Below are 25,000 nucleotides of genomic sequence, written 5' to 3'. Positions count from 1 at the left end.
ATCGAGGTTTGCGACTGGGAGGAGAGGACCCTTGTTGAGACTATTTCTCGATCCCCGGATTCGAACGTCAGCCAGCCGCTATCCGAGGTAGGCCAGGAATGCTTCTGATCCACTACAACAGCCGACATGTGATGGAAAAGGTCGTCACGCCTGGGAACCTACGATGCCGCTGGTCTGGACGTATCGCTTGGCGATCTGCGCGAGTGGCACGTGCTCCGCGCTGGGTGCAAGAACTGCTCGCATCATGCGCACGTAAATCCTGCTAGTCTATTCGGCGCTGCGGGAAGGATGCGCTATTCAGCTCCGTCGAAAGGGCACTTTCTGCACGAGCTGCAACAAAGGCGGTCCGATTAGGCGGGAATCCACAAGCTGCCAAGGAATTGATGTCAGGCCATCACCAAGGCCTTTATTGCAGGGTCACCGTAGAGTCCTCTCGCGTCGGCTCGCCGGACTAACGGCAGCCACCCTCACAACAGATGCGCGTTCCAGAAATCCTCATTGTCTGGCTCCATAGGCGATGTGTAGTGATGCTCAGCATATTCCTCCAGTTCCTCCAAGTTGGCCGCTACGAACTTTTCCATCTGGTCTAGCGCCTGATCCGCCGCCCATACTTCGCGATGGTCACGCCTAGGCGTGCAATCTTGGGTCAACACATTCCGTCGGATCGCCGCGTCAAAATCCTCTTGATCCCACCCTCGCACATCGAAGGGCTTGCCGAAGCGATCCGCAAGGTAGAGGCGGCGGACACCGGAAGCGCCGATGGTTTTGATCGCCTTCTTCGCCACGAGGGCCAAGCGCTCGAATTCCGTACTGACCGTCTTGTCAGCGTACTTTGCGGCGACCTCGCTGGCTTGGGCCGAGTTCTTAAGTTTCCGCAGGTCCACGATTTCAGCCTTTAGACGGCCGATCTCTTCCTCCTGCTTCTCGAGATCGCGCAGCGCATCGTCGTACTTTGCTTCAAGCTCCTTGTATGTGGCCAATGGAACGGACGTCGCCTTGGCGAGCGTCGTCAGCATTTCCGGTAGTGCGCCGAAAAACTGTTTGCGCTTCTGATCCCAGCGAGTCGCCTTGACTGGCTTGAAGCCGACTAGCTCGGCGAGCTTTTCACGCAGCTCGTTGTATCGAATGTCATCGTCAACCTTGATTGCCTGCTTGCCAAGCATAACGCCGTCGACGTCGGCGAAATTCGCGGGCGGCACGACGATGGGGAACACTTCCTTCGCCTTTACCCACGCGGCACCCATCTCCGCCTGACAAAATGCTCTCGCCATATAGCTGGGCGACATCAGCATGATCACGATGAGCGATCCGTCTATCTGACTGCGCATGTACTCGACGGAATTCTGCCCGGTGGGGATTCCAAAGTCCGGGAGCGAAGAACAGAATATTTCTTCGGTCGGCACGCCGATGCCATCTACCAGAAAGTCCACGAAGGCGCGGACGAGCACTGCGTCCACAGTGGCATGGCTGACAAACACCGATTTACTCAAGGCTGCGCTCCCGAACGTGCCAATGCATCCATGCGCAGGCCGCGATGCATGTACCCGAAACGAGGCGTGCTGAGAATGGCGGATCGGAAAATTGGCGTTCATTCAGCGCGGTCATTATGTGGCACAACGTCAGCGGGGCCGCACGCCAGGTCGCCATCTCGCGTCGATCGACCCGGTGTCGCATACTCGAACCGACGGGGATGGCTCACGGGCGGATAGGCGCTTCCGATATTCCACCAATTCTCGAACGAGTGGATCCGAATATGCATCAACGACCACATTCACGGCACGACCGCTTCGAATCGCCTCTTCGGCCGACAGGAGTTCCTGGATTTGCAGCAAAGACTCCAGTGGAGGCATCAGCCCAGAACTTGTTTGCAATTCTTGAGATATCGCTTTGGCCCGATCCAAGTGCTTCTCATACAGATGCAGAGACATAACGAAATGGTGGTATTCTCCTAGGGGACACCCAAGTTCAAGGCCCATACATTCCTGCAAGAACGAGAACAGGAACACATCGTATGGCAGCCCGAGAAATGCATCATTGCTCCTCATGACAGTCATCATATCTAGTTTACTCCCGCGAATCATGAATTGGATGCTGCTGACGCAGCTGATATCGCGCGAGTTGGAGAGATCATCTGATCCTGACAGAAACGACACCGCAGCACGCCTGCTGTCGGGATCAGTCCTTAATACAGTTGCCAAGCGCTTCCAGGTGCTGTTTCCAGCCGGAGATGTTGCGAAGAGCTTTTTTCCATAGCAGCTGCCCGCGATTGAAGTCCCATCGTCCGAAAATTTCTCCCATGCCTTTGTGTAATAGGCGAGCGAGGCAACATCGCTGCTGCCACGCAAATGCCAGCAGAGTTCCCCTAACGCCAACGGCAAGCTCCAACGGCGTGTCTCAGAGGTGAGAATCCTTGCGCGGGGTTCTGTTAGAACAAAACCGATCCCAAGCAGCTCCTTGGTCCTGATGCCCCTCGGCGACACTTCGCGACCATCGTCGAGTATTCCTTTTAGAAGATGCGCGTAGGCAGAGTTGAGCGATGTGAATCGCGGCTGCCTCATCAGTGCTCCCCTCCTACTTTGAGATTTTGCTCGATCAGTTTTAATCGCTGATCGAAATCGCCATATGGATTGTACCGGGGAAAAGTTATCGCATACGTCGCAACTGATATAACGATCACGATGAGACCAATAATCATCGAAGCTACTGCGCCATACAAGAAGATGCTTTCCTTTCTCTTTTCGACTATTCGTCGCGCGACATTTCCGGAGAGCTCATCAACATTTAGAAATGTGGTGCCAAATTTTGTCTTTGCGAGGCCGATACGTTCGGCAATATATTCCTTCCTGGATGAAGGAGACGAAACTCTAGCCAGCTCAGGTTCGTTGTGCTTGAGAAACGAAAGGCGAAGGAATTTCTCTTCGATCTTCAGGAAGTACTCGGATTTTGAAAAATTGACTACAGCCGTTGAAAGGGGACCGTCCCATGTCGGATCGACTATCCCAATATTAAGCGCGAGAAGACCGTTGTTGCACAGGCCTGTTCTGATGGAGGCGTGCGCTGTGATGTCAGTGGGCAACTTGATATTCTCCCGTGATATCAGCCAGACGATTTCTTGAGGTTTGACCGCATATCCCACCTCGCTGTGTCGTTGACCGCTTGCATCGATAATTTCCCCGATGCCGAGATCATATGATGTCGCATTGTAACGGGCATCAGACCCGTATTTGACAAGCTGGGCGGCGCGGATTTCGGAGTCGGTCAACAGCATGAAGCTATCCCTGCTTTGCATTGCAGGTTATGGCTATCATCCAACCACCATCTGTACAATTCCGAGCAAATCTGCAGAGCAAAGTGCGGCTTGCACCTACGCGCTTCCGTCCGTTTCGCTTTCCTCGTCGACCACCCGGACTGGCAGATAGGCATTGGTTTCCAGCCATTCGCGAAGGACAATTTGAATGAGGTCCGACCTGCCAATTCCCATCTCTGCGGCAATGGAGCCAAGTGCATCAGCCGTCGCCGGCTCTAGCGGCACGCCTGCCACGTTGATCGGCAGCGCGTGATAACGCCAGGGCTTCATCACCGTCTCGGACCACAGGCAGACTTTCCAGCCTTCCCGGCCATCCTTCCAGGGAGACTGCCGATGGCGCGCGTTCTACCGTCCATTTCACTGCGAATGCGGCTCCGGGCGCAGGATCAGGCCATCGGCTTTATCATCTGCGGGAGTCATCCCGTCGCCGTCGCCGGACACGACAAGGGCCCTTGCCACATCGAGGTGATCGCCAGCCAGAACAGCGCCGAATTGTCGGGATGAAATTGACCCTTGTAATCGCCCGCCCTTATTAGAAATCACGTCATTTTTCTAGATCGCTGAGGATATCCACTTTTCACTGGCAAAGATTCCTAATCTGTAGGCCACAGGTTTCGATTCCTGCTGGGTTCAGGATTCGAACCTGTGACCTCTGTCTTCGGAGAAAGTCGGCCCCATCGCCAAAAATGGAAAAATTTCGACTAAGCGGCGTGCCCGATAGCAGAAGAAAGCCTCTTCGATAGTGGGTCTTGCGATGTAGCGGGCTCCCGGCTCGAACCCCCGCAGCCGCGGTCTGCTATCCTATTTTCACGCCGCTACCGCCGTTTGCCGCATCGGCCGGACAGATCCATTCCATGCATTGCAGGGAAAGGGTAGCGTGATTGCTTCTTAGGTGAATGCTCCGCTGTCGCGGAACTCAGCCCGCGAGGCGACGTGCAGCGAGAAAAGCAATGAAACGCTCACTTGGCGGGCTCCTGCTGTTCGGCATTAATCGAGAACAGGCAGCGGTAGCTATCGGCGTCAGTCCAACGACGTTCGACCAGATGGTCGCGGATGGCCGTATGCCACAACCGCGGATGCCCAGCAAAGAGCGCTATGTCTGGGACGTGGAGGAACTGGCAGAGGCATTCCGGCGGCTTCCACACCGCAACAGCAAACTTGACGGCGTGTCCTCCAGCGATAATCCTTGGGATCGCAGATGATGGACGTGGCGAGCACCATGGTGAAATTCAATCTGAAAGGCGTTGTCGAAGACAGGGATCGGCACGGCAATATCCGGCTGTACTTCCGCGCACCGGGTAGAAAAAAGATCCGTCTGCGAGAAAAGCCAGGTTCAGCCGAGTTCCACGAAGAAGTGCGCTGCGCGCGAGATGGCGTTCCCTATGCTTCGGCTCAGAATGTGGTCAGGCCTGTAGTGAGGCCAGTGGCTCCTCGCGGCAGTCTGATGTGGCTTTGCCAGGAGTATTTCCGGCGCGGTGGCGCAGAGGTCGGCGAAGGCACGATGCTTCGACGACGAACAATACTCGAGGGCGTTTGCAAACTGCCTCACCCGCTGAGCGGGCCAGTCAATCCGGACTTCTCGACGAAGGGTTCATTACCATTCGCGGCCATGAAGCGGGCTCACGTCAAGGAGCTCCGTGATACCCGGTCAGACGCTCCGGGGGCAGCCAACAATATTATAAAAGCCATTAGCGCAATGTTCGCTTGGGCCAAGGATGCCGAGATGGTCGAGGTCAATCCGGCAAACGGAATAAAGCGCCTGACTTCTGGCAATGGCGAAGGTTTCCACACCTGGGAAGTGTCGGAGATCGTCCAGTATGAGAAACGGCATGCGCGCGGCACTATGGCTCGTATGGCGCTGGCGATTTTCATGTTCACAGGTTTGCGACTGTCCGATGCAGCAATCTTCGGCAGACAACACATTACCCAGGTTCGCAACAAGGATACCGGGACCTGGGAGAAGTGGATCAGGATCAAGCCTGGCAAGACCGACAAGAGCAAGGTGCGCAAGGAAGCGATTGTCGTCGAACTGCCTCTGCTCCCAGAACTCGAGGATGAGCTTTCCTTCGCCCCGGCCGGCAACCTGACATTCCTCGTCACCGAGTATGGTCGGCCTTTCTCGGAAAACGGCCTTGGTAACAAGATGCGCCAATGGTGCGACGAAGCGGGGCTCCCGGGCTGCAGCGCCCACGGGGTCCGCAAGGCAGGCGCCACCGTTGCGGCAGAAAACGGAGCCACACATGAACAGCTGAAGGCGATTTACGGCTGGACGACGTATCAGCAGCCTGATCATTACATCCGTAAGGCACGCCGCCGGATAGTGGCGCAGTCTGCCCGGACGCTTCTGGTATTCGATCGAAACGAGAAAAATGTCCCACTTTTGGAGGGGGTGGAAGAGAGTGGGACAAAAAAGTACAAAAAACCCAGTTAAATCAACGGCAGCGAAAGCCAATGGTGGGCCCGGAGGGACTCGAACCCCCAACCAAGCGGTTATGAGCCGCCGGCTCTAACCATTGAGCTACAGGCCCCACGCGCGCTGGATTAGTGTTTTTCCTTGCGCGGCACAAGGCTTTCCGGACGGGCTGGCCGAGATCGCCCAAATCAGCCCATATTCGCGCCCTAGTCGACAGGCGCGACTGGATCGCACACCGAGGAGATTTTCATGACCAGACATATTTTGCCGCTCGCACTTGCCGCCGCGATCGCTTTTCCGGCGATGGCAAGCGCTGCCGATTCGCTGCCCCCGCCCCGCATCATCGTGTCGGGTGAAGGCCAGTCGACCGTGGCGCCTGACCTGGCGCTGCTGACGCTCAGCGTCATGCGCGAGGCCAAGACCGCACGCGCGGCACTCGACGCCAACAACGACGCCATGGCCGCCGTGATCGCGGCAATGAAGTCGGCAGGGATCAAGGACCGCGACCTGCAGACCGCCGGCATCCAGATCAACCCGCGTTACAACTACACCAACAAACCGGACGGCAGCCAGGAAGCCGAGCTTGTAGCCTACCAGGTGACCAACACACTCTCGGTGCGCATCCGCGACATCGACAAAACAGGTGAGATTCTCGACAAGGCTGTGTCGCTCGGCGTCAATCAGGGCGGAGGCATTTCGTTCTCCAACGAGGATCCGAAAGCTGCCGTCACCGAAGCCCGCAAGAAGGCGGTCGCCGATGCCATGGCCAAGGCCAAGACGCTGGCCGAAGCCGCCGGCGTCAGCATAGGCCGGGTGCTGGAAATCACCGACCAGAACGTTGCGCCGGCGCCGATGCCGATCAATGCAAAGGCCTTCGATGCGGCAGGCGCCGCGGTTCCCGTGCAGGCCGGCGAGAATGCCTACGCCGTGCAGGTAACAGTGACATTCGAGCTTAAGTAGCAGGCCGCCGGGCTGGGCGCGGTTCTGCTGAACCCGTCGGCCGGAACCGCAGATTTCCGACATGAAAAACCCCGGAGGACTGGCCTCCGGGGTTTTTTCGAGCCGCACCTTTCCGCGGAGGGAAAGGGGCTCCTGGCTGACCCTAGAAGGGTCATGCCGCTACTCCAGGTACTCCAGGCTGATCCTGGCAGAGGAACATGCCTCCGGATCGACCTTCGCAGAAGGTCGTATCCCAGACTGATCTTCGCAGAAGATCAGTCTGGTTCTCTTAGCGATAGATAACCGGGCAGCCGCGCTCATTGGCGAACACGACCACTACGCGATCGCCATACTGGCGGCCGGCGACCTTCACCACGCGGCGATTGACATCGACGATGCGGACGCGGTGCAGGCCCATGCGCTCGGCCTTGTCGAGGGCGCGGTCCGGCGAGCAGCGGCGCCAATTGCGGTCACGGCGAAAGCCGTCCTCATCGTCGCCGGTGTAGACGCCGACGCGGCGGTCATGGTTGTTGCCGAAGCCGAGATAGATCGAGTCCGCCTGGGCGGGCACTGCGGCAAGGGTGCCGAGAGCTACGAGACCCGAAAGGGCTGCCGTCTTGAATGAGTTGAACATTGTCTTCTCTCCTTGTTGAGGGCTTGCGCCCGTCTTGGTCGAACCGATGGGGGGAGAATGCTCCTTGCAATCTGAACTCTTCGCGAACCGGCCGTTCATTTTCGGTTAATCTGCCCGACAGGTCAAAAGCAACCGCCCCTTCCACCGCTGCAAACGATCCTGACCGTCAAAAACGTCCAATGGCGCGGAACGCCCTATGGCAACGTCCGTTCCAGAATGCTCAGGGCTCGTCGTCGAGCATATAGTCGAAATAATCGTCCGGCTCGGCCAGATCGGTCTCACTGGCGCGGACGCGGCCGCGCATGGAGATGCCGGCATCATGAACGGTCTCGGCACTTCCCGACACCAGCCTGTGCCACCAATAGAGGTCGTGCCCCTCGGCAACCAGCCGGTAGGCACAGGTTTTCGGCAGCCACGTGATGGTGCGCACATTCTGCGGCGTCAGCCCGACACAGTCCGGCACGCGCGCCAGCCGGTTGGCATAGTCCGAACAGCGGCAGCTTTGCCCATCGAACAGCCGGCAGCCGACTGATGTCCAGTAGATCTCGCCGGTATCCTCGTCCTCGAGTTTAGACAGGCAGCATTTTCCGCAGCCGTCGCACAGCGATTCCCACTCGGTGGGCGTCATCGCTTCCAGCGTCTTGGTCTTCCAGAACGGCGTTTCCATTATGGGTCGAGATGTGGCCTCCGCATGCGGCAAGGTCAAGCTGTTGTGTGACTTCAAGTTCCGGCCGCACCATAGGAAAAACATGAAGTTGCCTTCAAAACGCCGGTCAATCGTCCTTGGGTGCGGGTAATGCCTGCAAACCGGAACCAATCCGGTCAAGGACAGTTTGGGCAGGGATGGGACCCCACAAGGAGAATTTAAGATGAAACGCCAACCACGGGTACTGGCAGGTACGGCACTTGGCCTGCTTATGGCATCCGCGCCGTTGGGCGCATCCCCGTTGCAGGGCAACGCCGTTTTCGGCCCCTTGCAGCACACGGCCGCGCCACTGATCCTGGTCCAGGACGACCCTGCTGCAGATGGTCAGCAGACCGACCAGGAACTGCCGCGCAAAAAGAAACGCCAGCAGGCCGAACAGGCAGCGCCGGCCGCCGAGCAGCCTGCACCGGCTGCAGAGCAACCCGCCCCTGCCGCCGAGGAACAACAGCCGCGCAGGAAGAAGCGGGATCAGCAGCAGACCGAGCAGGCCCCGGCCGAACAGGCCGCACCTGCCGCCGAGGAACAGCAGCCGCGCAAAAAGAAGCGCAATCAACAGCAGCAGATCGAGGCGGCGCCTGCGGATGAGGGCGGCGCCCAGGCAGCGCCGGCGACCGATGAGCAGCCGCTCAAGCCACGCAAGAAGAAGCGTGACCAGCAGCAGATCGAGGCAGCACCGGCTGAACAACCGGCCGAACAGGTAGCTCCGGCAAATGAAGAACAGCCGCTAAAGCCACGCAAGAAGAAGCGCGACCAACAGCAGATCGAAGCGGCGCCCGCTGAACAGCCGGCCCAGCAGCCTGCCGAGCAGGCAGCGCCCACCGAACAGGTGGCGCCGGCAAACGACAACAAGTCGGGCAAGAAAAAGCGCAAGCAGGATCAGCAGATTGAGGCCGCGCCTGCCGACAAAGCGCCAGACGTCAAAGTTGCGCCTGCCGGAGAGCCCGCGCCGCAGGCCGAGCCGATTCAGCCCCCGGCCGATCAGCAAGCGGCTCCCGCCGAAGGTGAACAGCCGAAGGATCAGGCGAAAAAGCACGGCAAAAAAACTGTCGGCGAACAGCCGGTGACGGGCGAACAGCAGCCTGCGACCGGTGAACCACAGCCTGCGGAGCAACCGGCCAATGCCGAGCAGCCCGCGCAACGTGAGACGCCGGCGCAAGGCGAAGCCACGGCCAACCCCGACGAAGCACCCATCCTGGACAGCCAGAAGGATGCCAGGCGCAAGCACCGCAAGGACCAGGGCGGCAACAGCGAGAATGGCGACGGCCAAAATGGGAACGGCCAAAATGGGAACGGCCAGAATGCTGGCGGCCAGACGGGCGAGCAGCCCGCGCAGGGCGGCACCGAGGCGCAAGCCCCGAAGCCGGCTCCGGTCGACCAGGGACCGCCGCCCACCGACGACAAGTCAGCTCAGCAGGCAATTCAGCCAGAAAAGATCGCCCCGGTGACGGAGGAAAAAGGCAAACGCGTCGAGCGTGCACCCGATGAGAACGTCCGCGACCGCCGGCGTCCGAAAGGCGTCGACGTCGTCAAGGAACTCGGCGACCGCGTCATCCTGCAGTTCAACAACCAGACGATCGTGGAAAGCAATGACGCTCCGCGCATGCACCGCGGCGCCAGGAATGTTTACTATGAGGAACTGTCGGGCGATCGCTCTCGGGAAATCGTCGAGCGCGACAATGGCATCCAGATCGTCACCATCCGCAACCGCAATGGCGACGTCATCAGGCGATCGCGCATTACGCCGGATGGGCACGAATATGTGCTGAGCTATGTCGACGAGCGCAGCTATGACGACGACAATGACTGGCGCGATCCCGGTGACGACCTGCCGCCGATGCGGCTCACCATCCCGCGCCGCGAGTACATCCTCGATTCGGAAGATGTCGAAAGCCCGGACGATTATTACGAGTTCCTCGAACAACCGCCGGTGGAGAAGGTCCAGCGCCTCTATTCCATCGACGAAGTGAAGCGTTCGGCGCGCGTGCGCGACATTGCCCGTCGCGTCGACCTCGATACATTGAACTTCGAGTTCGGCTCGGCCTCGATATCCGACACCGAAGTGCAGAAACTGGAAGGCGTCGCCACGGCCATGGAGAAACTGTTGAAGAAGAACCCGGCCGAAACCTTCCTGATCGAAGGCCACACCGATGCGGTTGGCACGCCGGAAGCAAACCTTGCTCTGTCCGACCGGCGCGCTGAGTCTGTCGCCGAAGCGCTGACCAATGCCTTCGGGATCCCGCCGGAAAACCTGACCACTCAGGGTTATGGCGAGGAATACCTGAAGGTCAACACCACGGCGCCCAACCGCGAGAACCGCCGTGTCGGCATCCGTCGCATCACCTCGCTGGTGGCACCGGTAGCGAGTAACAATTGATCTGCTTTCCAATGGCTTGAGCAGCTTTCTGGAATCAGATCGACAACAAGGACCCATCCCGGCAGACCGGGATGGGTCGAGCTGCGGACAGCAATCCCGGTCAGCAAGAATTGTACTGGTATTAGAACCGGCTCATTGAATAGAGCGGCCGCCCTCCCCAGATTCAAGGCTGGGCGTTCCCTGCCCCGTCCCGACTCCAGCGGGATGCATTGAACCCCCGCCGGCCCTCCCGGCGGGGTTTTTTTGCGCCGCAATTTGCCTTGCAAACCGCGGCAAGCTGACCGAAATACCCCAGTCGACCTCAGAAAGCTCACCGGAACCGCTGCATGAAACGTCTCGAACTCGCCATCGAATCGATCATCCTCGCCTCACGCTGGCTGCTGGTGGTTTTCTACATCGGGCTGGCCCTGGCGCTCGCCGTCTATGCGCTGTCCTTCGGCAAGAAACTCTACGAGTTCGTCATGGTCGCCTTCACACTCGACGACACCGACACCATCCTGAAGATGCTCGGCCTTATCGACGCCGCACTTGTCGCCTCGCTGGTGGTGATGGTGATCATCTCCGGCTACGAGAATTTCGTCAGCCGTTTCGACGACCAGGATGGCGGTGTGCACTGGCTGGGTACCATCGATGTCGGCTCGCTGAAGGTCAAGGTCGCCTCGACCATCGTCGCCATTTCCTCGATCCACCTGCTGCAGGTGTTCCTGAATTCGTCTTCCTATACGATCGACCAGCTGATGTGGCTGACCATCATCCATCTCGCCTTCGTCGTCTCGGCGCTGATGCTGGCCTATATCGACCGGCTGATGGGACTGAGCAAAGGCAAGAAGGGCGAGGAGTGATGAGCCCCTTTCTCCCCGTTCATGGGGAGGTGAGGCTGGTCCGCACAGCGGGCGAAAAGCCAATTGCTTGGTTTTTCGAAAAACGCCGGCAGGCGGATGGGGGGCAGCGCCGGCGGCCCGTGATTTCCGTCAGTAGATGCTTTTGACGTTCGTCGGCGAATTGGCAAATACCGCGTCCGGCACGAAAAAGTCGCCGGCCAGCGGCCCGGTCGCGCCCGGCGCATAGACCGCGAAATCGGTCACGCCCTCGGCCCGCAGCACCTCTTCATCAATGTAGAAATTGCCTGATGTCTCGCGCGATGGCCGCAGGAAGATGGCGTGTGCGGCATCGGCCATGATGTCGGGCAAGCGGCTCATCGCCGCGACCGTCGCGCCGCCGAGCAGATTGCGCACCGCCGCCGTGTCGATGGTCGAGATCGGCCACAGCGAATTGACCGCGATGCCGTCCTTGGCAAACTCGGCGCTCATCCCCAGCGTGCACATCGACATGCCGAACTTGGCCATGGTGTAGGCGACATGGTTCTTGAACCATTTGGCCTTCATGTCGAGCGGCGGTGCCAGATTCAGAATGTGAGGATTCTCAGCCAACTTCAGGTGCGGAACGCACATTTTCGACACCAGGAAGGTGCCGCGCGTGTTGATCTGGTGCATCAGATCGTAGCGCTTCATGTCGGTCTCCAGCGTGCCGGTGAGCTGGATGGCGCTGGCATTGTTGACGCAGATATCGATGCCGCCGAACTTTTCGACGGTCTTGGCAACCGCCTCGGCCACCTGCGCCTCCTCGCGGATGTCGCACAAAACAGGCAGCGCCTTGCCGCCGGCCTGCTCGATCTCCTCAGCCGCCGAATAGATCGTGCCCGGCAGCTTCGGATGCGGCTCGGCGGTCTTGGCCGCGATCGTCACATTAGCGCCGTCGCGCGCAGCGCGCAGCGCGATCGAAAGACCGATGCCGCGCGACCCGCCGGAGATGAACAGCGTCTTTCCCTTGAGCGACATGTCTTGGCACCTCCCTGCTACATCACTGACGCGAACCATTGCGCGGCGGCAATGCACTGCGCAAGGCCTCGGCAGCCTGCAACGGGTTACGCAACGTAGGCTCAAACGGAAAAGGGGGTTAGACCAGCACCAGGCCCTGCCGCATTGCGATCGCGATGGCATCCGTGCGGTTCGCAGCACCCAGCTTGATCAGGATCGCGGCGACATGGAATTTCGCCGTGTGCACGGAGATGTTCAGCCGCCGGGCGATCACCTTGTTGGGTGCGCCTTCGGCGAGCAGCGCCAGCACTTCCGTCTCGCGCGGTGACAGCGCTGGTCGGAGGGCGGCGCCGTCGTCAAAAGATTCCTCGCCAAACAGCCCGCTATCGGTTTCAGTTCCGCTCGCTATGTGATCGAAACCGCCATGACGATCCGGCGTCGAACGCCCATCCCTGGACACCCGGTAGCCGGCCGCCGCCAGTCTGACGGCAGCCGCGACCAGATTCGCATCCGACGCCAAAGGCAGCACGGCAAGCACCCGGTTTTCCGGCCGGCCAGCGCTCGCGGATAGCAGCACCCGTGGGATTGCGCTGTTGCCACCATCGGCTCGATCGAGCCAGGCCGCACTGTTCGCAACAGCGTCATCGAAGACAGCGACGTCGGCAATCCCGCTGCCGGCTACGACCGGAAGCAGATCGTCCGCCATGGCAAGCGAAGCTGACAGGCGCTCGGCACGCGCGGCATCGTGCAGCGCGATCAGCACCACGAGCTGGCGTCCGCCGCCCGCCACCTCCGGCCCACCCACCTCCGGCCCACCCGCCTCCGGCCTTGTCAGCGTGTCGCTTTCCATCGCCCCTCTCAGCTCAGCGGTTTTTCACCGACGGTCAGCGCGACGTCGCGCTGCTCGCCGCCGCGCACCACGCCGAGCGTCACCGCGGCGCCCGCGCTATCCGGCCCAAGCTTTCGGATCAGTTCGCGCGGGCCGTGCACGGCCTCGCCATTCCACGCCACGATGATGTCGCCCAGCGCAAGGCCGGCGGCCTTGGCCGGACCATTGTCGTCGAGGCTCATGACGATGGCGCCGCGCGCCGCGCCGTCACGGATCGGGTGCAGGCCGGCGCCGAGATAGCCGCGCGCGACATGGCCCTTTTCACGCAGCGTCGCCACGGCCCGCTCGATCGTCTCATAAGGCATGACCAGCGCACGACCACGTGGCCCAAACAGCAGCATGCCGATCAGCGCGCCCTTGGCGTCAAGCACCGGCCCGCCCTCGAAACGGCCGCCGGCATTGACGGCGAGATTGATGCGCCGATCGATGCTGCCGCCGCGCATCGAGCGCCAGGCGGGGCCGACCTCGCCGACCGAACCCGATACGGCCAGCGCCGAACCCTGACTACTGCCGATGGCGATGGCAAGATTGCCGGGCCGTACCGCGTCAGCCTTGGCCAGCGCAGGCGCTGCGGCAGCGCCGGCCGGCTTCAGAAGCGCTACGCCGGTCGACGGATCGCGACCGACCAGTTCGGCCTTCACCGCTTCGCCCGAAGCCAATGTCAATTCGATCTCCTCACCGGCCTCGACAGCTTCCTCGGCGGTGACGAAATAGCCGTCACGCCAGTGGAAGGCGCTGGCGGTGCGATGGTGATGGGTGGTGAAACTTGCCGTTGCCGGCGCAGCCTTGGCGGCGAGATCGGCGATGGCGTCGGAAAATGCATTAAGGTTGAAGTCACTCATGATGATCTCCTGGGTTTTCTCATGCCCCAGATATCGCTCGGCAGTGCGCCCGGAGGTACTCGTCTGACGGCTAGTTACTGGTGTGACTGGCCATCTGGTCAGGTCGCGGCAGTTCGAGCCGCTCCGCACATATAGTCATCATCGCGCCTGAAAACACGGAGCCCCGCCAATGGCCCTCGCCGCCCACAAATTCGAAACCGACGACACACTGCTCGACGCCTATTCGACGACAGTCGCCGACGCCGTCGACCGCATCGGCCCAGCCGTCTGCCGCATCGAGCGCGTCGGTGGCCAAGGTGGCCATGGCTCCGGCTTCGTCATCGCGCCGGACGGGCTGGTCGTTACCAATTTCCATGTCGTTGGCGATGCCAAAACGGTGCGCGTCTCTATGCCCGACGGCGCCTCCAGCGAAGGCCGCGTGCTAGGCCGCGACCCTGACACCGACATCGCGCTGGTGCGCGCCGATGGCAGCTTCACCGAAGTCGCGCCGCTCGGCGATTCCAAGCGGCTGCGGCGCGGCCAGATCGCCATTGCCATCGGCAATCCGCTCGGCTTCGAATGGACCGTAACGTCAGGCGTGGTCTCCGCACTTGGCCGTTCGATGCGCGCCTCGACCGGGCGGCTGATCGACGATGTCGTCCAGACCGATGCCGCGCTCAATCCCGGCAATTCCGGCGGACCGCTGGTGTCGTCGGCAGGCGAAGTCATCGGCGTCAACACCGCCATGATCCACGGCGCGCAAGGCATCGCCTTCGCGGTCGCTTCCAACACCGCCAATTTCGTCATTTCGGAGATCATCCGCTTCGGCCGCGTGCGCCGTGCCTTCATCGGCATCTCCGCCGACACCACCAACCTGCCGCGCCGCGCCGCCCTTCTGTCGCAAGTGACCACCAGTACGGCGGTACGGCTGCGCAGCGTCGAGAAAGACGGACCCGCGGCGAAGGCCGGCCTCAGGGAAGGCGACATCATCGCGTCAATAGACGGTCGCCCGGTCACCGGCGTCGACGACCTCGTGCGCATGCTCGACGCCGAACGCATCGGCCGCGAGACGCTGTGCACCGTGGTGCGCCGCACCGGCGTCAGCCAGGTGACGGTGACGCCGGTAGCAAGGGCGAGTTGAGCCCTTATCGAGGATTGAGCACCCGCCCGAGCAGCGACACCAGCAGTCGCGCAAGGTCACCGGTCGGGTCGAGGTCGGGATCGTAGATCGTCATGTCCAAGCCGGTGCAGCGCTGGTCCGCTGTCAGCGCCGACAGAATGGCAACGAGTTCATCGGGGTCGATGCCGGGGCTGCCGGGCGAATCCACCGCCGGCATCACCGTCTGGTCGAGCACATCGACATCGAGATGCAGCCAGTAGGGACAGCCGGCGCGCGCCAGCGTCGCTCTTGTCTTTTGCAACACTCCAGCCGCGCCGAGTTCCTGCGCGGCAAAGACGTCGATGCGCGTCACGGCGGTCGCATTGATGTCGGGCCAGGCAAAATCGGCATCGCGGCTCTCGCGTTCGCCGATCTGAACCACCGCCTCGTCGGCGACGAGCGGACCGACAACACCTGGCCATTGCGCCAGCAAAGCCTCGCCGCGTCCGGTGGCAAGTGCCAGATCCATGCCGGCAACCGAGCCGAGTGAGGCATTGACATCGTAGTTGCCGGGATGGCGGAAATCGCTGTGGCCATCGACATGGACCAGGGCGACCGCGCCCGAGCGCCGCGCGGCGACCAGTGCGCCAAGCAGGATCGAGCAGTCGCCGCCGATGATCAGCGGGAACTCGCCTTGCCCAAGCGCACCGGTGACGATCTCGGCAAGATCGAGGTTGAAGCGGCGGATCGCCGGACCATTACGCAGCCTAGTGCCCGGTTGCGGTTCGGTACTGTAGGCGGGTCTGTCGAGATCGACCACCCGCCCCGGCGCCAGCGACTCGATCAAACCAGCTTGGCTCAGCGCCTGCGGCGCACGCCAGGTGCCGGGCACATGGCCCGGCTCCAAGGGCCGAAGGCCGAGATTGGATGGCGCCCGAACAAGGCAGATGTCACGCATGCGGCAGGCCCAGCTTCAACGTCACCAACATAGACCGCATGGTGCGGGTCCGGCCACAGCGGCCGGAGCCGCTGCCGACATTTGCTGCCATCGTTCAGGCGCCCGCCGCGCCCGCCGCGAATTGCGCCTGAAATTCCGGGCCGAGCGGGATCGGCTTGATGACGTCGATCAGCACGCCATTGGGATCCCTGGTGATGAAATGGCGCTGGCCGAAGGGTTCGTCGCGCAGCGGGCACAGGATCGGCAGGCCGGCCGCAACGATCCGTTCATAGACAGCATCAGGATCCCTCACCTCGAAATTGATCAGCAGCCCCGATGTGCGGCCGCGCCCCCCCTCGGGGATCGTCTCGTGGTCGCCCTGGACGATACCGAGATTGACCCGGCGATCCTCGGCAGACTGCAGATGCACATACCAGTCGCTCGCAAACAGCGGCTTGAAGCGGAAGTGATTGATATAGAAGGCTTTCGTGCCGGCTACGTCGCCCGTCATCAGCACCGGATAATAGCTCGTCGTCTTCATCTTTCTTTCTCCCGTCAGCCAACATACAGTTTGCATGTAATTCGAAATAACATACAGGCTGCATGTATGCAACGAGAAACCCCGCGCCGCTCCAACCGCGACCGCACCGAAGCGACGCGCGCCGACCTGATCGCTGCGGCGCGCAAACTGTTCATCGAAAAGTCCTATGCCGAGACCGGCACGCCGGAGATCGTTGCGGCCGCCGGCGTCACCCGCGGCGCGCTCTATCACCACTTTGCCGACAAGCAGGCGCTGTTTGCCGCCGTGGTCGAGCAGGAGGCGGCGGCGGTGGCGCAAGAGATCGAGCGCGCCTCGCCGCCTTCTTTGTTTGCCCGCAATGCGCTGATTGCCGGCTCGGACGCCTATCTCGCCGCCATGCGCGCGCCCGGCCGCACGCGGCTTTTGCTGCTCGACGGGCCGGCCGTGCTTGGCCGCGCCGCCATGGATGCGATCGACAATCACCACGGCAACCGGTCGCTGCGCGAAGGCCTGGTTGCGGCGATGCGCGAACAGTCGATGACCAGACTGCCTGCCGATGCGCTGACCGCTTTGCTCGCCGCCGCCTTCGACCGCGCAGCACTTGCCGTCGAGGCCGGCGCCTCGGCCGAAGACTATCGCGCCGTGCTCATGGCTCTGATCGATGGGCTGTCTCCGGCTCGCCCTCAGGCAGGTCGTCCGGTTCGAACTCGTTGAAGCAGCCGAGCTGGCGTTTGAACTGGTCGATCAGCCAGGCCGCCGCCGGTTTCGGGCTGCGGTCGGCGCGGTGCATGGCGTAGAGCGATGAGCGCACCTCGCTAAAAGGTTCAAGGTCGAGTTCGACCAGCCTGCCGCTGGCCAAATCGTCCGCGATCAGCCAGCGCGGCAACCCGCCCCAGCCCAGCCCCTCGCGCATCAACGTATGCTTGATACGCACATCTGTCAGCCGCCATGTACGATAGGCAAAGACGCCGAAGTCGCGTCCCTTGGTGCGTTCCGACTGGTCGCTGACAACCAGCTGGGTGTGCTCTCGCGCATCCTCGAGCGCCACCGGTTTCGGCAGCAGTGCCAGAGGGTGGGTGGGGGCGGCAGCCAGCACGATCGACATGAAGCCGATGCGCACGAGATGCACGTCGACCTCGCCCAGCAAGCCACCGATGCCAAGATCCGACTGTCCGCTGACGACATGGTCGGGGATCAGACCGAGCGTGCCGATATGCAGTCGCATCATCACGGTCGGGAACTGCGCCTCGAACGCCTTCAGCACCCGCACCAGCACCGGCGAGGGCAGCGCCGCGTCAACCGATAGCGCAACTTCAGCCTCCAGCCCCTGATGGTGACCGTCGGCACGCGAACGGATGCGCTGCAGCACGCCGACCATGCGCCGGGCGTCCTCCAGCATCGCCCGGCCGATTTCGGTCAGCTGCGGCTCGCGCGTGCCCTCGCGCTCGAACAGTTTCAGGCCAAGCTGCGCTTCAAGATTGGCGATGCCGTAGCTGATGACGGACTGCGCGCGGTTAAGCTTGCGGCCGGCGGCTGAGAAGCTGCCGGTGTCGGCGACCGCAACCAGGATCTGCAATTGGTCGAGCGTCGGATTGGGTTGCACGGCATACCTACTTTATGGATGGATCGTATAGAAAATATACCAGTTTTTTGAATGGGTCGGTAGGCCCATATCAGGCGGGAGAAATCAATTCCCACTGGAGAGAACCGCTATGTCTATCCTGCTTGTAACCTCGAGCCCGCGCGGCGCTGCCTCGCACTCGACCCGTATCGCTACCGAATTCGCTGAAAAGCTCGTCGCCGCCGACCCGTCGAATACGCTCGTCGTACGCGACCTCGTGGCCAACCCGCTGCCGCACATCGACACCGATTATGCGACCGGCATCTACACCCCCGTTGAAGCCCGCACGCCGCGCCAGGCCGAAGTCGTCGGCGTCTCCGACATCGTGCTTGACGAACTGTTCGCAGCCGACACCGTGATCCTGGCCACCGGCTTCATCAACTTCAACATCTCCTCAACCCTGAAGTCCTGGGTCGATCACATCTCCCGCTCCGGCAAGAGCTTCTCTTATGGCGAGGGTGGTCCCAAGGGCCTCGTCACCGGCAAGAAGGTCTATATCGTACTCGCCTCGGGCGGCATCTATTCCGAAGGTGCGGCCGTGCAGTTCGATCACGCCATCCCCTATCTGCGCGGCGTGCTCGGCTTTCTCGGCATGACCGATGTCGACGTCATCCGCATCGAAGGCGTCGGCATGGGCCCTGATGCCGTCACCGCCGCGCTCGCCAATGCGACGGCCAAGGTCGATGCCGTGGTGGCCAAGACCGCGAGCGCGCAAATCGCCGCGTAAGCACACCCCGTCATTCGCATTGAAAAGGCAGGCGCTTCGGCGCCTGCCTTCTTGCTGTCCGGGGCCGAGAGCAGGGTCCACCGGCAGATGGCGTGGTGTTCGTGGCGGGGTTTTCGATGGCTGCCAACTATTCTTGCCCGTTCATCAGCTGGCCCTCATAGGCTTGGAGCCCCCGGCATCGCCATCGGATTTGCCGTTGGTCCACGGCCAATCTGTTTTTGCACCGACGGATCGGGCTAAACTCGTGCAACCCTGTCAAAACAGAGAGGCAACTTATGGCCGAATGTCCGAGTGGAGGAGAGAACAACGGAATTGTCGCAAGCGCTGTTGCCGACGACGATCCGCGTCTCGCGTTCATCTATCAGGAGGCGGTGAGAGGTCTCACTCAACAGCAGACGCTTGTGGAGAACATGAGCACCCGCGCCGGCAGCCTTGTCTTGGCCACCGCATTTGCCAACTCGCTACTCGGCGGTGCGGCGCTTTCCAACGGGCTTGGGCTTTGGGATTGGACCGCAGTGGCCCTGTTGTTCGGCATCGGCGGGCTGATCGTCTTCATGCTTTGGCCCTATCACCAATATACATTCCGCTTCGATCCGGAAGATCTGCTTGATCAATATGTCGACAGCGACAGGCCGACGACAATGTCGGCCATGCGCCGCGCGCTTGCCCTTCGGATCAAGGCGGACATGGCCGGCAACTGGCGAATTATCCAGCGGCTCCGGCTGGCGTTGCAGATTGCGCTGGTTTTTCTGCTGCTCGACATCCTGGCTTGGCTTTTGGCAATTGCGGGCATCTGATCACGTCTCAAGGTGCACCGGCCTCGGTCGCGCATCATACCTGCGTCCTAGGAAATGGACAGGATCTCAAGTTCGCGCGGCCCTAGCTGGACAAAGTCGCCAACGGTTTTTCCGGTCAGCGCGATGGCAACCGGCGAACCATGCGATATGGAAGCTTCAGACGGGTTGGCCTCATCCTCTCCGACGATGCGGAAGGTCTGAGTGCGGCCATCATCACGTTTGAAGGTAACGGTGTGCCCGAAGGCGATCACCTCATTAGAGGTGGGCACCGGCATAAGCTGTGCCGTACGGACGCGCTCGGCATAGTAACGCATATCTCGAACCGGAACCGCTGACTGGCGTCGCCGCTCATTGACATCTTCCAGCACGCTAGCGGCCTCGAGAGCTTGCTGGGCGCGAGTCAATTCAACCTGCAGCGTCTTGAGGCCCGCTTCCGTGACAAGGTTGACCCGATCGGAGACAGGGCGAGCCGGCAGGATGGTTTCCGATGCTGCCTCGGCGCTTTCCTCCTTGGCAAACGCTACGCTCAATTGTCGATACTTTCTGCTTGCCGCCCACTGCCGTTATTCGAGATTCTGGCGACGGATGACCGGCGCAAAACCTATGTTCGGCGCCTCGACCAGTTCGGCCCTTACCCGAACATCCTCTCGCCTTGCTCGTCGACCAGTTGCATGCCCTTCTTGATCGAGATGTCGACGGCGTCGCCCAGTCCGGCAAAGCGATCGGCGCGGATGAATTTGTGTTCCTTCATCACGCCGTCGACTTCCTTCGAAACCACGCCGCAGGTCTGGTATTGGCCCCCCTCCGCCTTGTAGGGCGTGGCGCTGATCAAAAATCCCTTGTGCTCAACCTGCTTTGCCGGTGCTGCGCTCTTGGGCTCGCCCCCCTCACCGCCACCACCGAAAAGACGCTTCAGAAAAGACATGGGGCTTCCTCCAACGGCAATCATCCTGCACCACGTCTCGCGGTGCAGGATGATTTTCAGTACCGTTCCTCAGTCGAACGGGCAAGCGTTCTCGCCAGGGGTCAACCGCGCGATAGCGCTTCCAGGGCTTCAGCGGCGGCTTCCAGGACTGCAATCGCCTCGGCCTGCTTTTCAGCCGGCGCGTCGACGAGATCGCCGAGCGCGGCACGCAGCCGGTGGCGCACGGCGCGGAACTCCTCGCGGGCATCCGAGCGACCCCGTCCACCACGCCGTCCGCCTTCCTCGCCGTCGTCGTTCCAGCCGAACCAGTCCCGCGCTTTCGCCATCTTGCGGCCGAAGCGCTCGAGATGCTCCAGCACGCCGTCGATCATCTCGCGGTTCTCGGCGAGATGCGCCTGGCCCGCCTCGGTGATCGAAAACACCTTCTTGTTGCCGTCGGCGGCTGAAGCCGCATAGCCGGCCTCTTCCAGGAAGGTCAGCGTCGGATAGACGACGCCCGGGCTCGGGCTGTAGATGCCGCTGGTGCGCTCTTCCAGCGCCTTGATGATGTCGTAGCCGTGGCGAGGCGCCTCGGCCAGCAGCGACAGCGTGATCAGCTTGAGATCGCCGTCGGCCAGCATGCGCCCGGCGCGAAACATGTCGCCCGGGCCGCCGCGTCCACCGCCACGTCCGCCGTGGCCGAACGGACCAAAGCCGCTGCCCCCTCTTCCACCAAATTTGCCTGCCATGTGCAGGAATGCGCGCTCGGCGCGCTCGCCAAAGGGATGATGTCTGTGCATGAATTGCTCCTTGAGTTATATCTTACGATACATCTTAATTAGGCTTGCCCCGCCGACGAGTCAAGATATATCTTACGATGTATCTAAAGGCGGCGCCAGAAGGATGATTTCGCCGCCGCCGGCAGCTAGAAAGCGCGTGAGGGCCAAAACCTCTCCGTAAGCGTCTGACGTAAAGCAACGCATCCACCCCGGTCTTTCCGGGCAGTTCCGCCGGAAACCCGGCGCAATGGATGCCAAATGCGACGGACCGGATGTTTCAGGAAAATCCAAAAATGACCACGACCCGTAAGCGCGGCAAGCTGCCGGCGCGCTATGCCGCGATCGTCAGTCCGCTGGTGCTGTCGCTGCTGATGACCTTCATAGTCTCGTTCATATCGACGCTGAAAACCCTTGGACTGCAACCTGATTTGCCGGCTGTCTGGCTCACTGCCTGGGGCCTGTCCTGGCTGGTAGCGTTCCCAACGTTGCTCATGGTGCTGCCGGCGGTGCGCCGCATTGTCGGCTGGCTTTGCGAGCCGGCGTCCCGGTAACGCCCATGACGGTAAGGCCCGCAGATTCTTCGGGCCTTGCCTCGCTACCAGCGGCCCTTGCGCCGGTTCCAGACATAGAGAAGATCGGCGAAACGATCATAGGCCAAGCGCGTCAGCGGCAGCGCGACCGGATTGCCGAAGAGCGTCGCCAGCCAGCCGTCGCCCGGCGTCGCCCGCCAGACGGCAACCGCGACATCGGCGCCGACCAGCAGCCTGCCTTCGGCATCGGTGGCATGCAGCCGGCGGCGTATGTCCTCCAGCGAGGCGCTGTAGCCAGAGAGCGCCGCCGGTTCGAGGTTGATGTCGCGGAATTCGATCCGCCCGGCCTTGATCGCCTCGATCAGCCGCCGTTTCTGCCGGGTGATGCCGCCATCGCAAACCGGGCAGCGTGTGTTGTACCAGACGGTCAGCGCAGGCTTGGACATGGCGCGACTATCACCCTGACGGCACGGCCCCGCAATATGACGCCGAGCCGCACGGACCCGCGCTCAGCGCTATCCAAGCGAAGTGACGATCTCGCGATAGGCAAATTCCGGGAAAGCCTTGAGCGTTCGCGTCTTGACGCTGCCACCCGTTGCCAGCATCAGGGCGAAACGAGCAAGCACAGCATCGTCGGGCGCCTCGATAATCGCCACCATGTCGTATTCGCCCATAGTCAGGTAAAACGCCTTGAACGAGCCGCCCATGTCGGCCAGTTGCTTCTTGGCGGCATCGAGCCGCTTCGGCGACTCTCGGATATTTCTGGCGCCCTGTTCCGTCCAGTTCATCAGCAGGATGTAGGTTGTCATCACACACCTCCCTCCGGCGCCACGGAGCACGGCTGAGGACATCAGCCGGGGCGGACATCCGGTTTTTCGCCCAGAACATGCATCCGACCAGGCAAGTATCCTCCCGACGGAGATGGGCGACAAGAGCCTTCACCCGGCAACAAAAAGGGCGCCATCGGCGCCCTTTTCGAATGCTGGTCTGTTGCCGGTATCAACTGTCGAGGAAGCTCCTCAGCTTGCGGCTCCGGCTCGGGTGCTTGAGCTTGCGCAGCGCCTTGGCTTCGATCTGGCGGATACGCTCGCGCGTGACCGAAAACTGCTGGCCGACTTCTTCCAGCGTGTGGTCGGTGTTCATGCCGATGCCGAAGCGCATGCGCAGCACCCGCTCCTCGCGCGGCGTCAGCGAGGCGAGCACCCGCGTGGTGGTCTCGCGCAGATTGGCCTGGATCGCCGCATCGATCGGCAGGATCGCCATCTTGTCCTCGATGAAATCGCCCAGATGCGAATCCTCTTCGTCACCCACAGGGGTTTCGAGCGAGATCGGCTCCTTGGCGATCTTCAAGACCTTGCGCACTTTTTCGAGCGGCATTGCGAGCTTTTCTGCCAGTTCCTCCGGCGTCGGCTCGCGGCCGATTTCATGCAGCATCTGGCGCGACGTGCGCACGATCTTGTTGATCGTTTCGATCATGTGCACCGGGATGCGGATGGTGCGCGCCTGGTCGGCGATCGAACGCGTGATCGCCTGCCGGATCCACCATGTCGCGTAGGTCGAGAACTTGTAGCCGCGGCGGTATTCGAATTTGTCGACCGCCTTCATCAAGCCGATATTGCCTTCCTGGATCAGGTCGAGGAACTGCAGGCCGCGATTGGTATATTTCTTGGCGATGGAGATGACGAGGCGCAGATTGGCCTCGACCATTTCCTTCTTGGCGATCGCGGCTTCGCGCTCGCCCTTCTGCACCTGGTTGACGATCTTGCGGAATTCCAGGATTGAGATCGCCGTCTCGGTTGCGAGGTTCTGGATTTCCGAACGCAGATCCTTGATCGCGTCTTTCTCGTTCTTGGTGAATTCCTTCCAACCGCGCGAGGTCAGGTTGCCGATCGAGCGCGTCCAGTTCGGGTCGAGCTCGGAGCCCTGATATTCCTTGAGGAACTCCTCGCGGCGCACGCCATAGCTTTCGGCCAGGCGCAGCAGCTTGCCTTCGTTCTGCACCAGCCGCTTGTTGATGTCGTAGAGCTGCTCGACCAGCGCCTCGATGCGCGCCGTGTTGAGCGACAGCGACTTCACCGCCTTGATCAGCTGGTCCTTCAGCTCCTTCAGGCGGCGGTCCTGGCTTGGCGACAGCGTGCCGGTCGCGGCCAGACGGTTCTCGACCTGCTGGTCCTGCAGCTTGCGCAGCTTCTTGTAGGTGTCGGCGATGACGTCGAGCGTCTCCATCACCTGCGGGCGCAGCTCCGCTTCCATCGCCGCCAGCGACAGGCTCGCCTCGTCCTCGTCTTCCTCGTCGTCATCGACCAGGCCGCGCGTGTCGGCGCCGACATTGGTGATGTCGTCTTCCTCGTCGCGTCCACGCCTCGGCTTGTCCTCGGCCTTGGGCGCCTCCTCGATGCGCTCGACCACCGGCGCCTGCTTGGCTTCGGGGCCGGCATAGGTGGCTTCGAGGTCGATGATCTCGCGCAGCAGGATCTTGGATTCGTTGAGCTCGTCACGCCAGATGATGATGGCCTGGAAGGTCAGCGGGCTTTCGCAGAGGCCCGCGATCATCGTCTCGCGGCCGGCCTCGATGCGCTTGGCGATCGCGATTTCGCCCTCGCGCGACAGGAGCTCGACCGAGCCCATCTCGCGCAGATACATGCGCACCGGGTCATCGGTGCGGTCGGTCGGCTCTTTCTTGGTGGTCGTGGCGGCGACGGCGGTGCCGGTCTGCTCGGCCAGTTCGTTGGCGTCTTCCTCGGCGTCGGCATTGCTGTCGGCGGCCTCGGGCTCCTCGCTCTGATCGTCGTCCTCGACCACGTTGATGCCCATGTCGGACAGCATCGCATTGATGTCTTCGATGCGATCCGGATCGGTCTCTTCCGACGGCAGCACCGCGTTCAGTTCGTCGAGAGTCACATAGCCGCGCTTCTTGGCGGCCTTGATCATCTTCTTGACAGCATCATCGGAAAGGTCGAGCAGAGGCCCATCGGTGGCGCCTTCACGTTCGGTCTCGACCTCTTCCTTTTCCTTTGTCGCCATAGTCTTTATCTTCTCCTAGCGGCCGAGCATCGAAGCCGCGTAGCTGCCGCACCGGTCAAACTACATGCGCTGGTGGCGCTTAACCGGGCCGGTAACCGAATCAACTCTTTTGTTTGTTCATATCGTGCCCCCAAAACCGGTTTTCACTTTTGGGCGATATGC

29 protein-coding genes and 1 tRNA gene are annotated in these 25,000 nt (G+C 61.5%); 11 read left to right on the top strand and 19 right to left on the bottom strand.

The genetic code is table 11. The annotated features are described in order from the left end of the window. Positions 1–467: 467 nt before the first annotated feature. The 4 genes from NL532_RS11565 to NL532_RS11550 form a co-directional block, all read right to left on the bottom strand. Entirely contained in the window at positions 468–1,490 is a 1,023-nt protein-coding gene (locus NL532_RS11565; protein ID WP_196813810.1) for a toll/interleukin-1 receptor domain-containing protein, read from the bottom strand. A 129-nt stretch (positions 1,491–1,619) separates the two neighbouring features. Beyond that, positions 1,620–2,558 (bottom strand): thymidylate synthase, encoded by a 939-nt coding sequence (locus tag NL532_RS11560; protein ID WP_286488112.1) that lies wholly within the window; start codon positions 2,556–2,558, stop codon positions 1,620–1,622. After that, positions 2,558–3,268 (bottom strand): dCTP deaminase/dUTPase family protein, encoded by a 711-nt coding sequence (locus tag NL532_RS11555; RefSeq protein WP_031202592.1) that lies wholly within the window; start codon positions 3,266–3,268, stop codon positions 2,558–2,560. The genes NL532_RS11560 and NL532_RS11555 overlap by 1 nt, the downstream gene beginning before the upstream one ends. A 96-nt stretch (positions 3,269–3,364) precedes the next feature. Then, positions 3,365–3,577: a hypothetical protein gene (locus NL532_RS11550; RefSeq protein ID WP_245270161.1), complete on the bottom strand. Its 213-nt coding sequence runs from the start codon at positions 3,575–3,577 to the stop codon at positions 3,365–3,367. 63 nt (positions 3,578–3,640) lie between these two features. Between NL532_RS11550 and NL532_RS11545 the strand changes: the two genes are divergently transcribed. From NL532_RS11545 to NL532_RS11535, 3 genes are all read left to right on the top strand, one after another. Then, positions 3,641–3,811, top strand: a complete 171-nt coding sequence (locus tag NL532_RS11545) for a hypothetical protein (protein WP_196813811.1) — start codon at positions 3,641–3,643, stop codon at positions 3,809–3,811. 446 nt (positions 3,812–4,257) lie between these two features. After that, positions 4,258–4,509: a helix-turn-helix transcriptional regulator gene (locus NL532_RS11540; RefSeq protein ID WP_031202594.1), complete on the top strand. Its 252-nt coding sequence runs from the start codon at positions 4,258–4,260 to the stop codon at positions 4,507–4,509. Further along, positions 4,506–5,738, top strand: a complete 1,233-nt coding sequence (locus NL532_RS11535) for a tyrosine-type recombinase/integrase (protein ID WP_023828072.1) — start codon at positions 4,506–4,508, stop codon at positions 5,736–5,738. Before NL532_RS11540 ends, NL532_RS11535 begins: the two co-directional genes overlap by 4 nt. Positions 5,739–5,759: 21 nt before the next feature. Here NL532_RS11535 and NL532_RS11530 read toward each other — a convergent pair. Next, positions 5,760–5,835 (bottom strand) — tRNA-Ile (locus tag NL532_RS11530). Between the two features lie 134 nt (positions 5,836–5,969). On the opposite strand from NL532_RS11530, the gene NL532_RS11525 reads away from it, so the two are divergent. Then, entirely contained in the window at positions 5,970–6,680 is a 711-nt protein-coding gene (locus NL532_RS11525) for an SIMPL domain-containing protein (protein ID WP_023672467.1), read from the top strand. A gap of 268 nt (positions 6,681–6,948) precedes the next feature. Here the strand turns inward: NL532_RS11525 and NL532_RS11520 are convergent, their stop codons facing one another. Together NL532_RS11520 and NL532_RS11515 are read right to left on the bottom strand one after the other, a co-directional pair. Then, the gene (locus NL532_RS11520; RefSeq protein WP_023672466.1) at positions 6,949–7,293 is read right to left on the bottom strand and encodes a hypothetical protein; all 345 of its coding nucleotides are present in this window, start codon (positions 7,291–7,293) and stop codon (positions 6,949–6,951) included. A gap of 220 nt (positions 7,294–7,513) precedes the next feature. Continuing rightward, on the bottom strand, positions 7,514–7,960 hold the full coding sequence (locus tag NL532_RS11515) for a YcgN family cysteine cluster protein (RefSeq protein WP_023672465.1): 447 nt from the start codon (positions 7,958–7,960) through the stop codon (positions 7,514–7,516). A 202-nt stretch (positions 7,961–8,162) separates the two neighbouring features. Here NL532_RS11515 and NL532_RS11510 point away from each other — a divergent pair, with 202 nt between their 5' ends. Then, positions 8,163–10,373, top strand: coding sequence for an OmpA family protein (locus NL532_RS11510; RefSeq protein WP_023828073.1), 2,211 nt, complete (start codon positions 8,163–8,165; stop codon positions 10,371–10,373). A gap of 326 nt (positions 10,374–10,699) precedes the next feature. Continuing rightward, the gene (locus NL532_RS11505) at positions 10,700–11,215 is read left to right on the top strand and encodes a TIGR00645 family protein (protein WP_023672463.1); all 516 of its coding nucleotides are present in this window, start codon (positions 10,700–10,702) and stop codon (positions 11,213–11,215) included. Between the two features lie 129 nt (positions 11,216–11,344). On the opposite strand, the gene NL532_RS11500 is transcribed toward NL532_RS11505, so the two are convergent. From NL532_RS11500 to NL532_RS11490, 3 genes are all read right to left on the bottom strand, one after another. Then, complete coding sequence (locus tag NL532_RS11500) at positions 11,345–12,211, bottom strand: SDR family oxidoreductase (RefSeq protein WP_023744356.1); 867 nt, start codon at positions 12,209–12,211, stop codon at positions 11,345–11,347. A 118-nt stretch (positions 12,212–12,329) separates the two neighbouring features. Then, the gene (locus NL532_RS11495; RefSeq protein ID WP_196813812.1) at positions 12,330–13,040 is read right to left on the bottom strand and encodes a helix-turn-helix transcriptional regulator; all 711 of its coding nucleotides are present in this window, start codon (positions 13,038–13,040) and stop codon (positions 12,330–12,332) included. Between the two features lie 8 nt (positions 13,041–13,048). Next, on the bottom strand, positions 13,049–13,921 hold the full coding sequence (locus NL532_RS11490; protein ID WP_023689760.1) for a S1C family serine protease: 873 nt from the start codon (positions 13,919–13,921) through the stop codon (positions 13,049–13,051). 169 nt (positions 13,922–14,090) lie between these two features. On the opposite strand from NL532_RS11490, the gene NL532_RS11485 reads away from it, so the two are divergent. Next, entirely contained in the window at positions 14,091–15,041 is a 951-nt protein-coding gene (locus tag NL532_RS11485) for a S1C family serine protease (RefSeq protein WP_023828074.1), read from the top strand. Positions 15,042–15,045: 4 nt separating this feature from the next. On the opposite strand, the gene NL532_RS11480 is transcribed toward NL532_RS11485, so the two are convergent. After that, positions 15,046–15,957 (bottom strand): arginase family protein, encoded by a 912-nt coding sequence (locus NL532_RS11480; RefSeq protein WP_023828075.1) that lies wholly within the window; start codon positions 15,955–15,957, stop codon positions 15,046–15,048. 94 nt (positions 15,958–16,051) lie between these two features. Continuing rightward, a complete protein-coding gene (locus NL532_RS11475; RefSeq protein ID WP_023748200.1) occupies positions 16,052–16,477 on the bottom strand; it encodes a VOC family protein in 426 nt (141 codons plus the stop codon). Positions 16,478–16,543: 66 nt separating this feature from the next. Here NL532_RS11475 and NL532_RS11470 point away from each other — a divergent pair, with 66 nt between their 5' ends. Then, entirely contained in the window at positions 16,544–17,170 is a 627-nt protein-coding gene (locus NL532_RS11470) for a TetR/AcrR family transcriptional regulator (RefSeq protein WP_023828076.1), read from the top strand. Here the strand turns inward: NL532_RS11470 and NL532_RS11465 are convergent. Then, entirely contained in the window at positions 17,103–18,059 is a 957-nt protein-coding gene (locus NL532_RS11465) for a LysR family transcriptional regulator (protein ID WP_023734949.1), read from the bottom strand. The genes NL532_RS11470 and NL532_RS11465 overlap by 68 nt on opposite strands. A 109-nt stretch (positions 18,060–18,168) precedes the next feature. Here NL532_RS11465 and NL532_RS11460 point away from each other — a divergent pair, with 109 nt between their 5' ends. Continuing rightward, on the top strand, positions 18,169–18,804 hold the full coding sequence (locus NL532_RS11460) for an FMN-dependent NADH-azoreductase (protein ID WP_023672454.1): 636 nt from the start codon (positions 18,169–18,171) through the stop codon (positions 18,802–18,804). A gap of 218 nt (positions 18,805–19,022) precedes the next feature. After that, a complete protein-coding gene (locus NL532_RS11455) occupies positions 19,023–19,601 on the top strand; it encodes a hypothetical protein (protein ID WP_245263542.1) in 579 nt (192 codons plus the stop codon). 47 nt (positions 19,602–19,648) lie between these two features. Here NL532_RS11455 and greA read toward each other — a convergent pair whose 3' ends face one another. The 3 genes from greA to NL532_RS11440 all read right to left on the bottom strand — a co-directional run bounded on the left by greA (position 19,649) and on the right by NL532_RS11440 (position 21,305). Further along, positions 19,649–20,131: a transcription elongation factor GreA gene (greA, locus tag NL532_RS11450; protein ID WP_023683799.1), complete on the bottom strand. Its 483-nt coding sequence runs from the start codon at positions 20,129–20,131 to the stop codon at positions 19,649–19,651. A gap of 101 nt (positions 20,132–20,232) precedes the next feature. Continuing rightward, positions 20,233–20,526 (bottom strand): HlyU family transcriptional regulator, encoded by a 294-nt coding sequence (locus NL532_RS11445; RefSeq protein WP_023701148.1) that lies wholly within the window; start codon positions 20,524–20,526, stop codon positions 20,233–20,235. 101 nt (positions 20,527–20,627) lie between these two features. Continuing rightward, entirely contained in the window at positions 20,628–21,305 is a 678-nt protein-coding gene (locus NL532_RS11440) for a PadR family transcriptional regulator (RefSeq protein ID WP_023689755.1), read from the bottom strand. 272 nt (positions 21,306–21,577) lie between these two features. Between NL532_RS11440 and NL532_RS11435 the strand changes: the two genes are divergently transcribed. Beyond that, positions 21,578–21,835, top strand: a complete 258-nt coding sequence (locus NL532_RS11435) for a DUF2798 domain-containing protein (RefSeq protein WP_023754525.1) — start codon at positions 21,578–21,580, stop codon at positions 21,833–21,835. A gap of 44 nt (positions 21,836–21,879) precedes the next feature. Here NL532_RS11435 and NL532_RS11430 read toward each other — a convergent pair whose 3' ends face one another. The 3 genes from NL532_RS11430 to rpoD all read right to left on the bottom strand — a co-directional run bounded on the left by NL532_RS11430 (position 21,880) and on the right by rpoD (position 24,838). Continuing rightward, a complete protein-coding gene (locus NL532_RS11430; RefSeq protein WP_023672448.1) occupies positions 21,880–22,260 on the bottom strand; it encodes a thiol-disulfide oxidoreductase DCC family protein in 381 nt (126 codons plus the stop codon). A gap of 69 nt (positions 22,261–22,329) precedes the next feature. Next, positions 22,330–22,623, bottom strand: coding sequence for a GYD domain-containing protein (locus NL532_RS11425; RefSeq protein ID WP_023672447.1), 294 nt, complete (start codon positions 22,621–22,623; stop codon positions 22,330–22,332). A gap of 190 nt (positions 22,624–22,813) precedes the next feature. Continuing rightward, positions 22,814–24,838 (bottom strand): RNA polymerase sigma factor RpoD, encoded by a 2,025-nt coding sequence (gene rpoD / locus NL532_RS11420; RefSeq protein ID WP_023672446.1) that lies wholly within the window; start codon positions 24,836–24,838, stop codon positions 22,814–22,816. Positions 24,839–25,000: the final 162 nt, after the last annotated feature.

The organism is Mesorhizobium sp. C120A (assembly GCF_030323105.1).
In the GTDB taxonomy this organism is placed as follows: domain Bacteria; phylum Pseudomonadota; class Alphaproteobacteria; order Rhizobiales; family Rhizobiaceae; genus Mesorhizobium.
Note: the sequence above shows the minus strand (reverse complement) of the source record. Positions and strands in the feature narration are given on the sequence as shown.

Bases quoted from the DNA above. Each gene is read 5' to 3' on its own strand.
- NL532_RS11480 (WP_023828075.1), bottom strand. From the start codon at position 15,957: ATGCGTGACATCTGCCTTGTTCGGGCGCCATCCAATCTCGGCCTTCGG.
- NL532_RS11555 (WP_031202592.1), bottom strand. From the start codon at position 3,268: ATGCTGTTGACCGACTCCGAAATCCGCGCCGCCCAGCTTGTCAAATAC.
- NL532_RS11435 (WP_023754525.1), top strand. From the start codon at position 21,578: ATGACCACGACCCGTAAGCGCGGCAAGCTGCCGGCGCGCTATGCCGCG.
- NL532_RS11485 (WP_023828074.1), top strand. From the start codon at position 14,091: ATGGCCCTCGCCGCCCACAAATTCGAAACCGACGACACACTGCTCGAC.
- NL532_RS11515 (WP_023672465.1), bottom strand. From the start codon at position 7,960: ATGGAAACGCCGTTCTGGAAGACCAAGACGCTGGAAGCGATGACGCCC.
- NL532_RS11425 (WP_023672447.1), bottom strand. From the start codon at position 22,623: ATGACAACCTACATCCTGCTGATGAACTGGACGGAACAGGGCGCCAGA.
- NL532_RS11470 (WP_023828076.1), top strand. From the start codon at position 16,544: ATGCAACGAGAAACCCCGCGCCGCTCCAACCGCGACCGCACCGAAGCG.
- NL532_RS11500 (WP_023744356.1), bottom strand. From the start codon at position 12,211: ATGTCGCTCAAGGGAAAGACGCTGTTCATCTCCGGCGGGTCGCGCGGC.
- NL532_RS11445 (WP_023701148.1), bottom strand. From the start codon at position 20,526: ATGTCTTTTCTGAAGCGTCTTTTCGGTGGTGGCGGTGAGGGGGGCGAG.
- NL532_RS11545 (WP_196813811.1), top strand. From the start codon at position 3,641: ATGGCGCGCGTTCTACCGTCCATTTCACTGCGAATGCGGCTCCGGGCG.
- NL532_RS11540 (WP_031202594.1), top strand. From the start codon at position 4,258: ATGAAACGCTCACTTGGCGGGCTCCTGCTGTTCGGCATTAATCGAGAA.
- NL532_RS11460 (WP_023672454.1), top strand. From the start codon at position 18,169: ATGTCTATCCTGCTTGTAACCTCGAGCCCGCGCGGCGCTGCCTCGCAC.
- NL532_RS11495 (WP_196813812.1), bottom strand. From the start codon at position 13,040: ATGGAAAGCGACACGCTGACAAGGCCGGAGGCGGGTGGGCCGGAGGTG.
- NL532_RS11440 (WP_023689755.1), bottom strand. From the start codon at position 21,305: ATGCACAGACATCATCCCTTTGGCGAGCGCGCCGAGCGCGCATTCCTG.
- NL532_RS11525 (WP_023672467.1), top strand. From the start codon at position 5,970: ATGACCAGACATATTTTGCCGCTCGCACTTGCCGCCGCGATCGCTTTT.
- NL532_RS11535 (WP_023828072.1), top strand. From the start codon at position 4,506: ATGATGGACGTGGCGAGCACCATGGTGAAATTCAATCTGAAAGGCGTT.
- NL532_RS11510 (WP_023828073.1), top strand. From the start codon at position 8,163: ATGAAACGCCAACCACGGGTACTGGCAGGTACGGCACTTGGCCTGCTT.
- NL532_RS11475 (WP_023748200.1), bottom strand. From the start codon at position 16,477: ATGAAGACGACGAGCTATTATCCGGTGCTGATGACGGGCGACGTAGCC.
- NL532_RS11560 (WP_286488112.1), bottom strand. From the start codon at position 2,558: ATGAGGCAGCCGCGATTCACATCGCTCAACTCTGCCTACGCGCATCTT.
- NL532_RS11430 (WP_023672448.1), bottom strand. From the start codon at position 22,260: ATGTCCAAGCCTGCGCTGACCGTCTGGTACAACACACGCTGCCCGGTT.
- NL532_RS11520 (WP_023672466.1), bottom strand. From the start codon at position 7,293: ATGTTCAACTCATTCAAGACGGCAGCCCTTTCGGGTCTCGTAGCTCTC.
- NL532_RS11550 (WP_245270161.1), bottom strand. From the start codon at position 3,577: ATGAAGCCCTGGCGTTATCACGCGCTGCCGATCAACGTGGCAGGCGTG.
- NL532_RS11490 (WP_023689760.1), bottom strand. From the start codon at position 13,921: ATGAGTGACTTCAACCTTAATGCATTTTCCGACGCCATCGCCGATCTC.
- rpoD (WP_023672446.1), bottom strand. From the start codon at position 24,838: ATGGCGACAAAGGAAAAGGAAGAGGTCGAGACCGAACGTGAAGGCGCC.
- NL532_RS11505 (WP_023672463.1), top strand. From the start codon at position 10,700: ATGAAACGTCTCGAACTCGCCATCGAATCGATCATCCTCGCCTCACGC.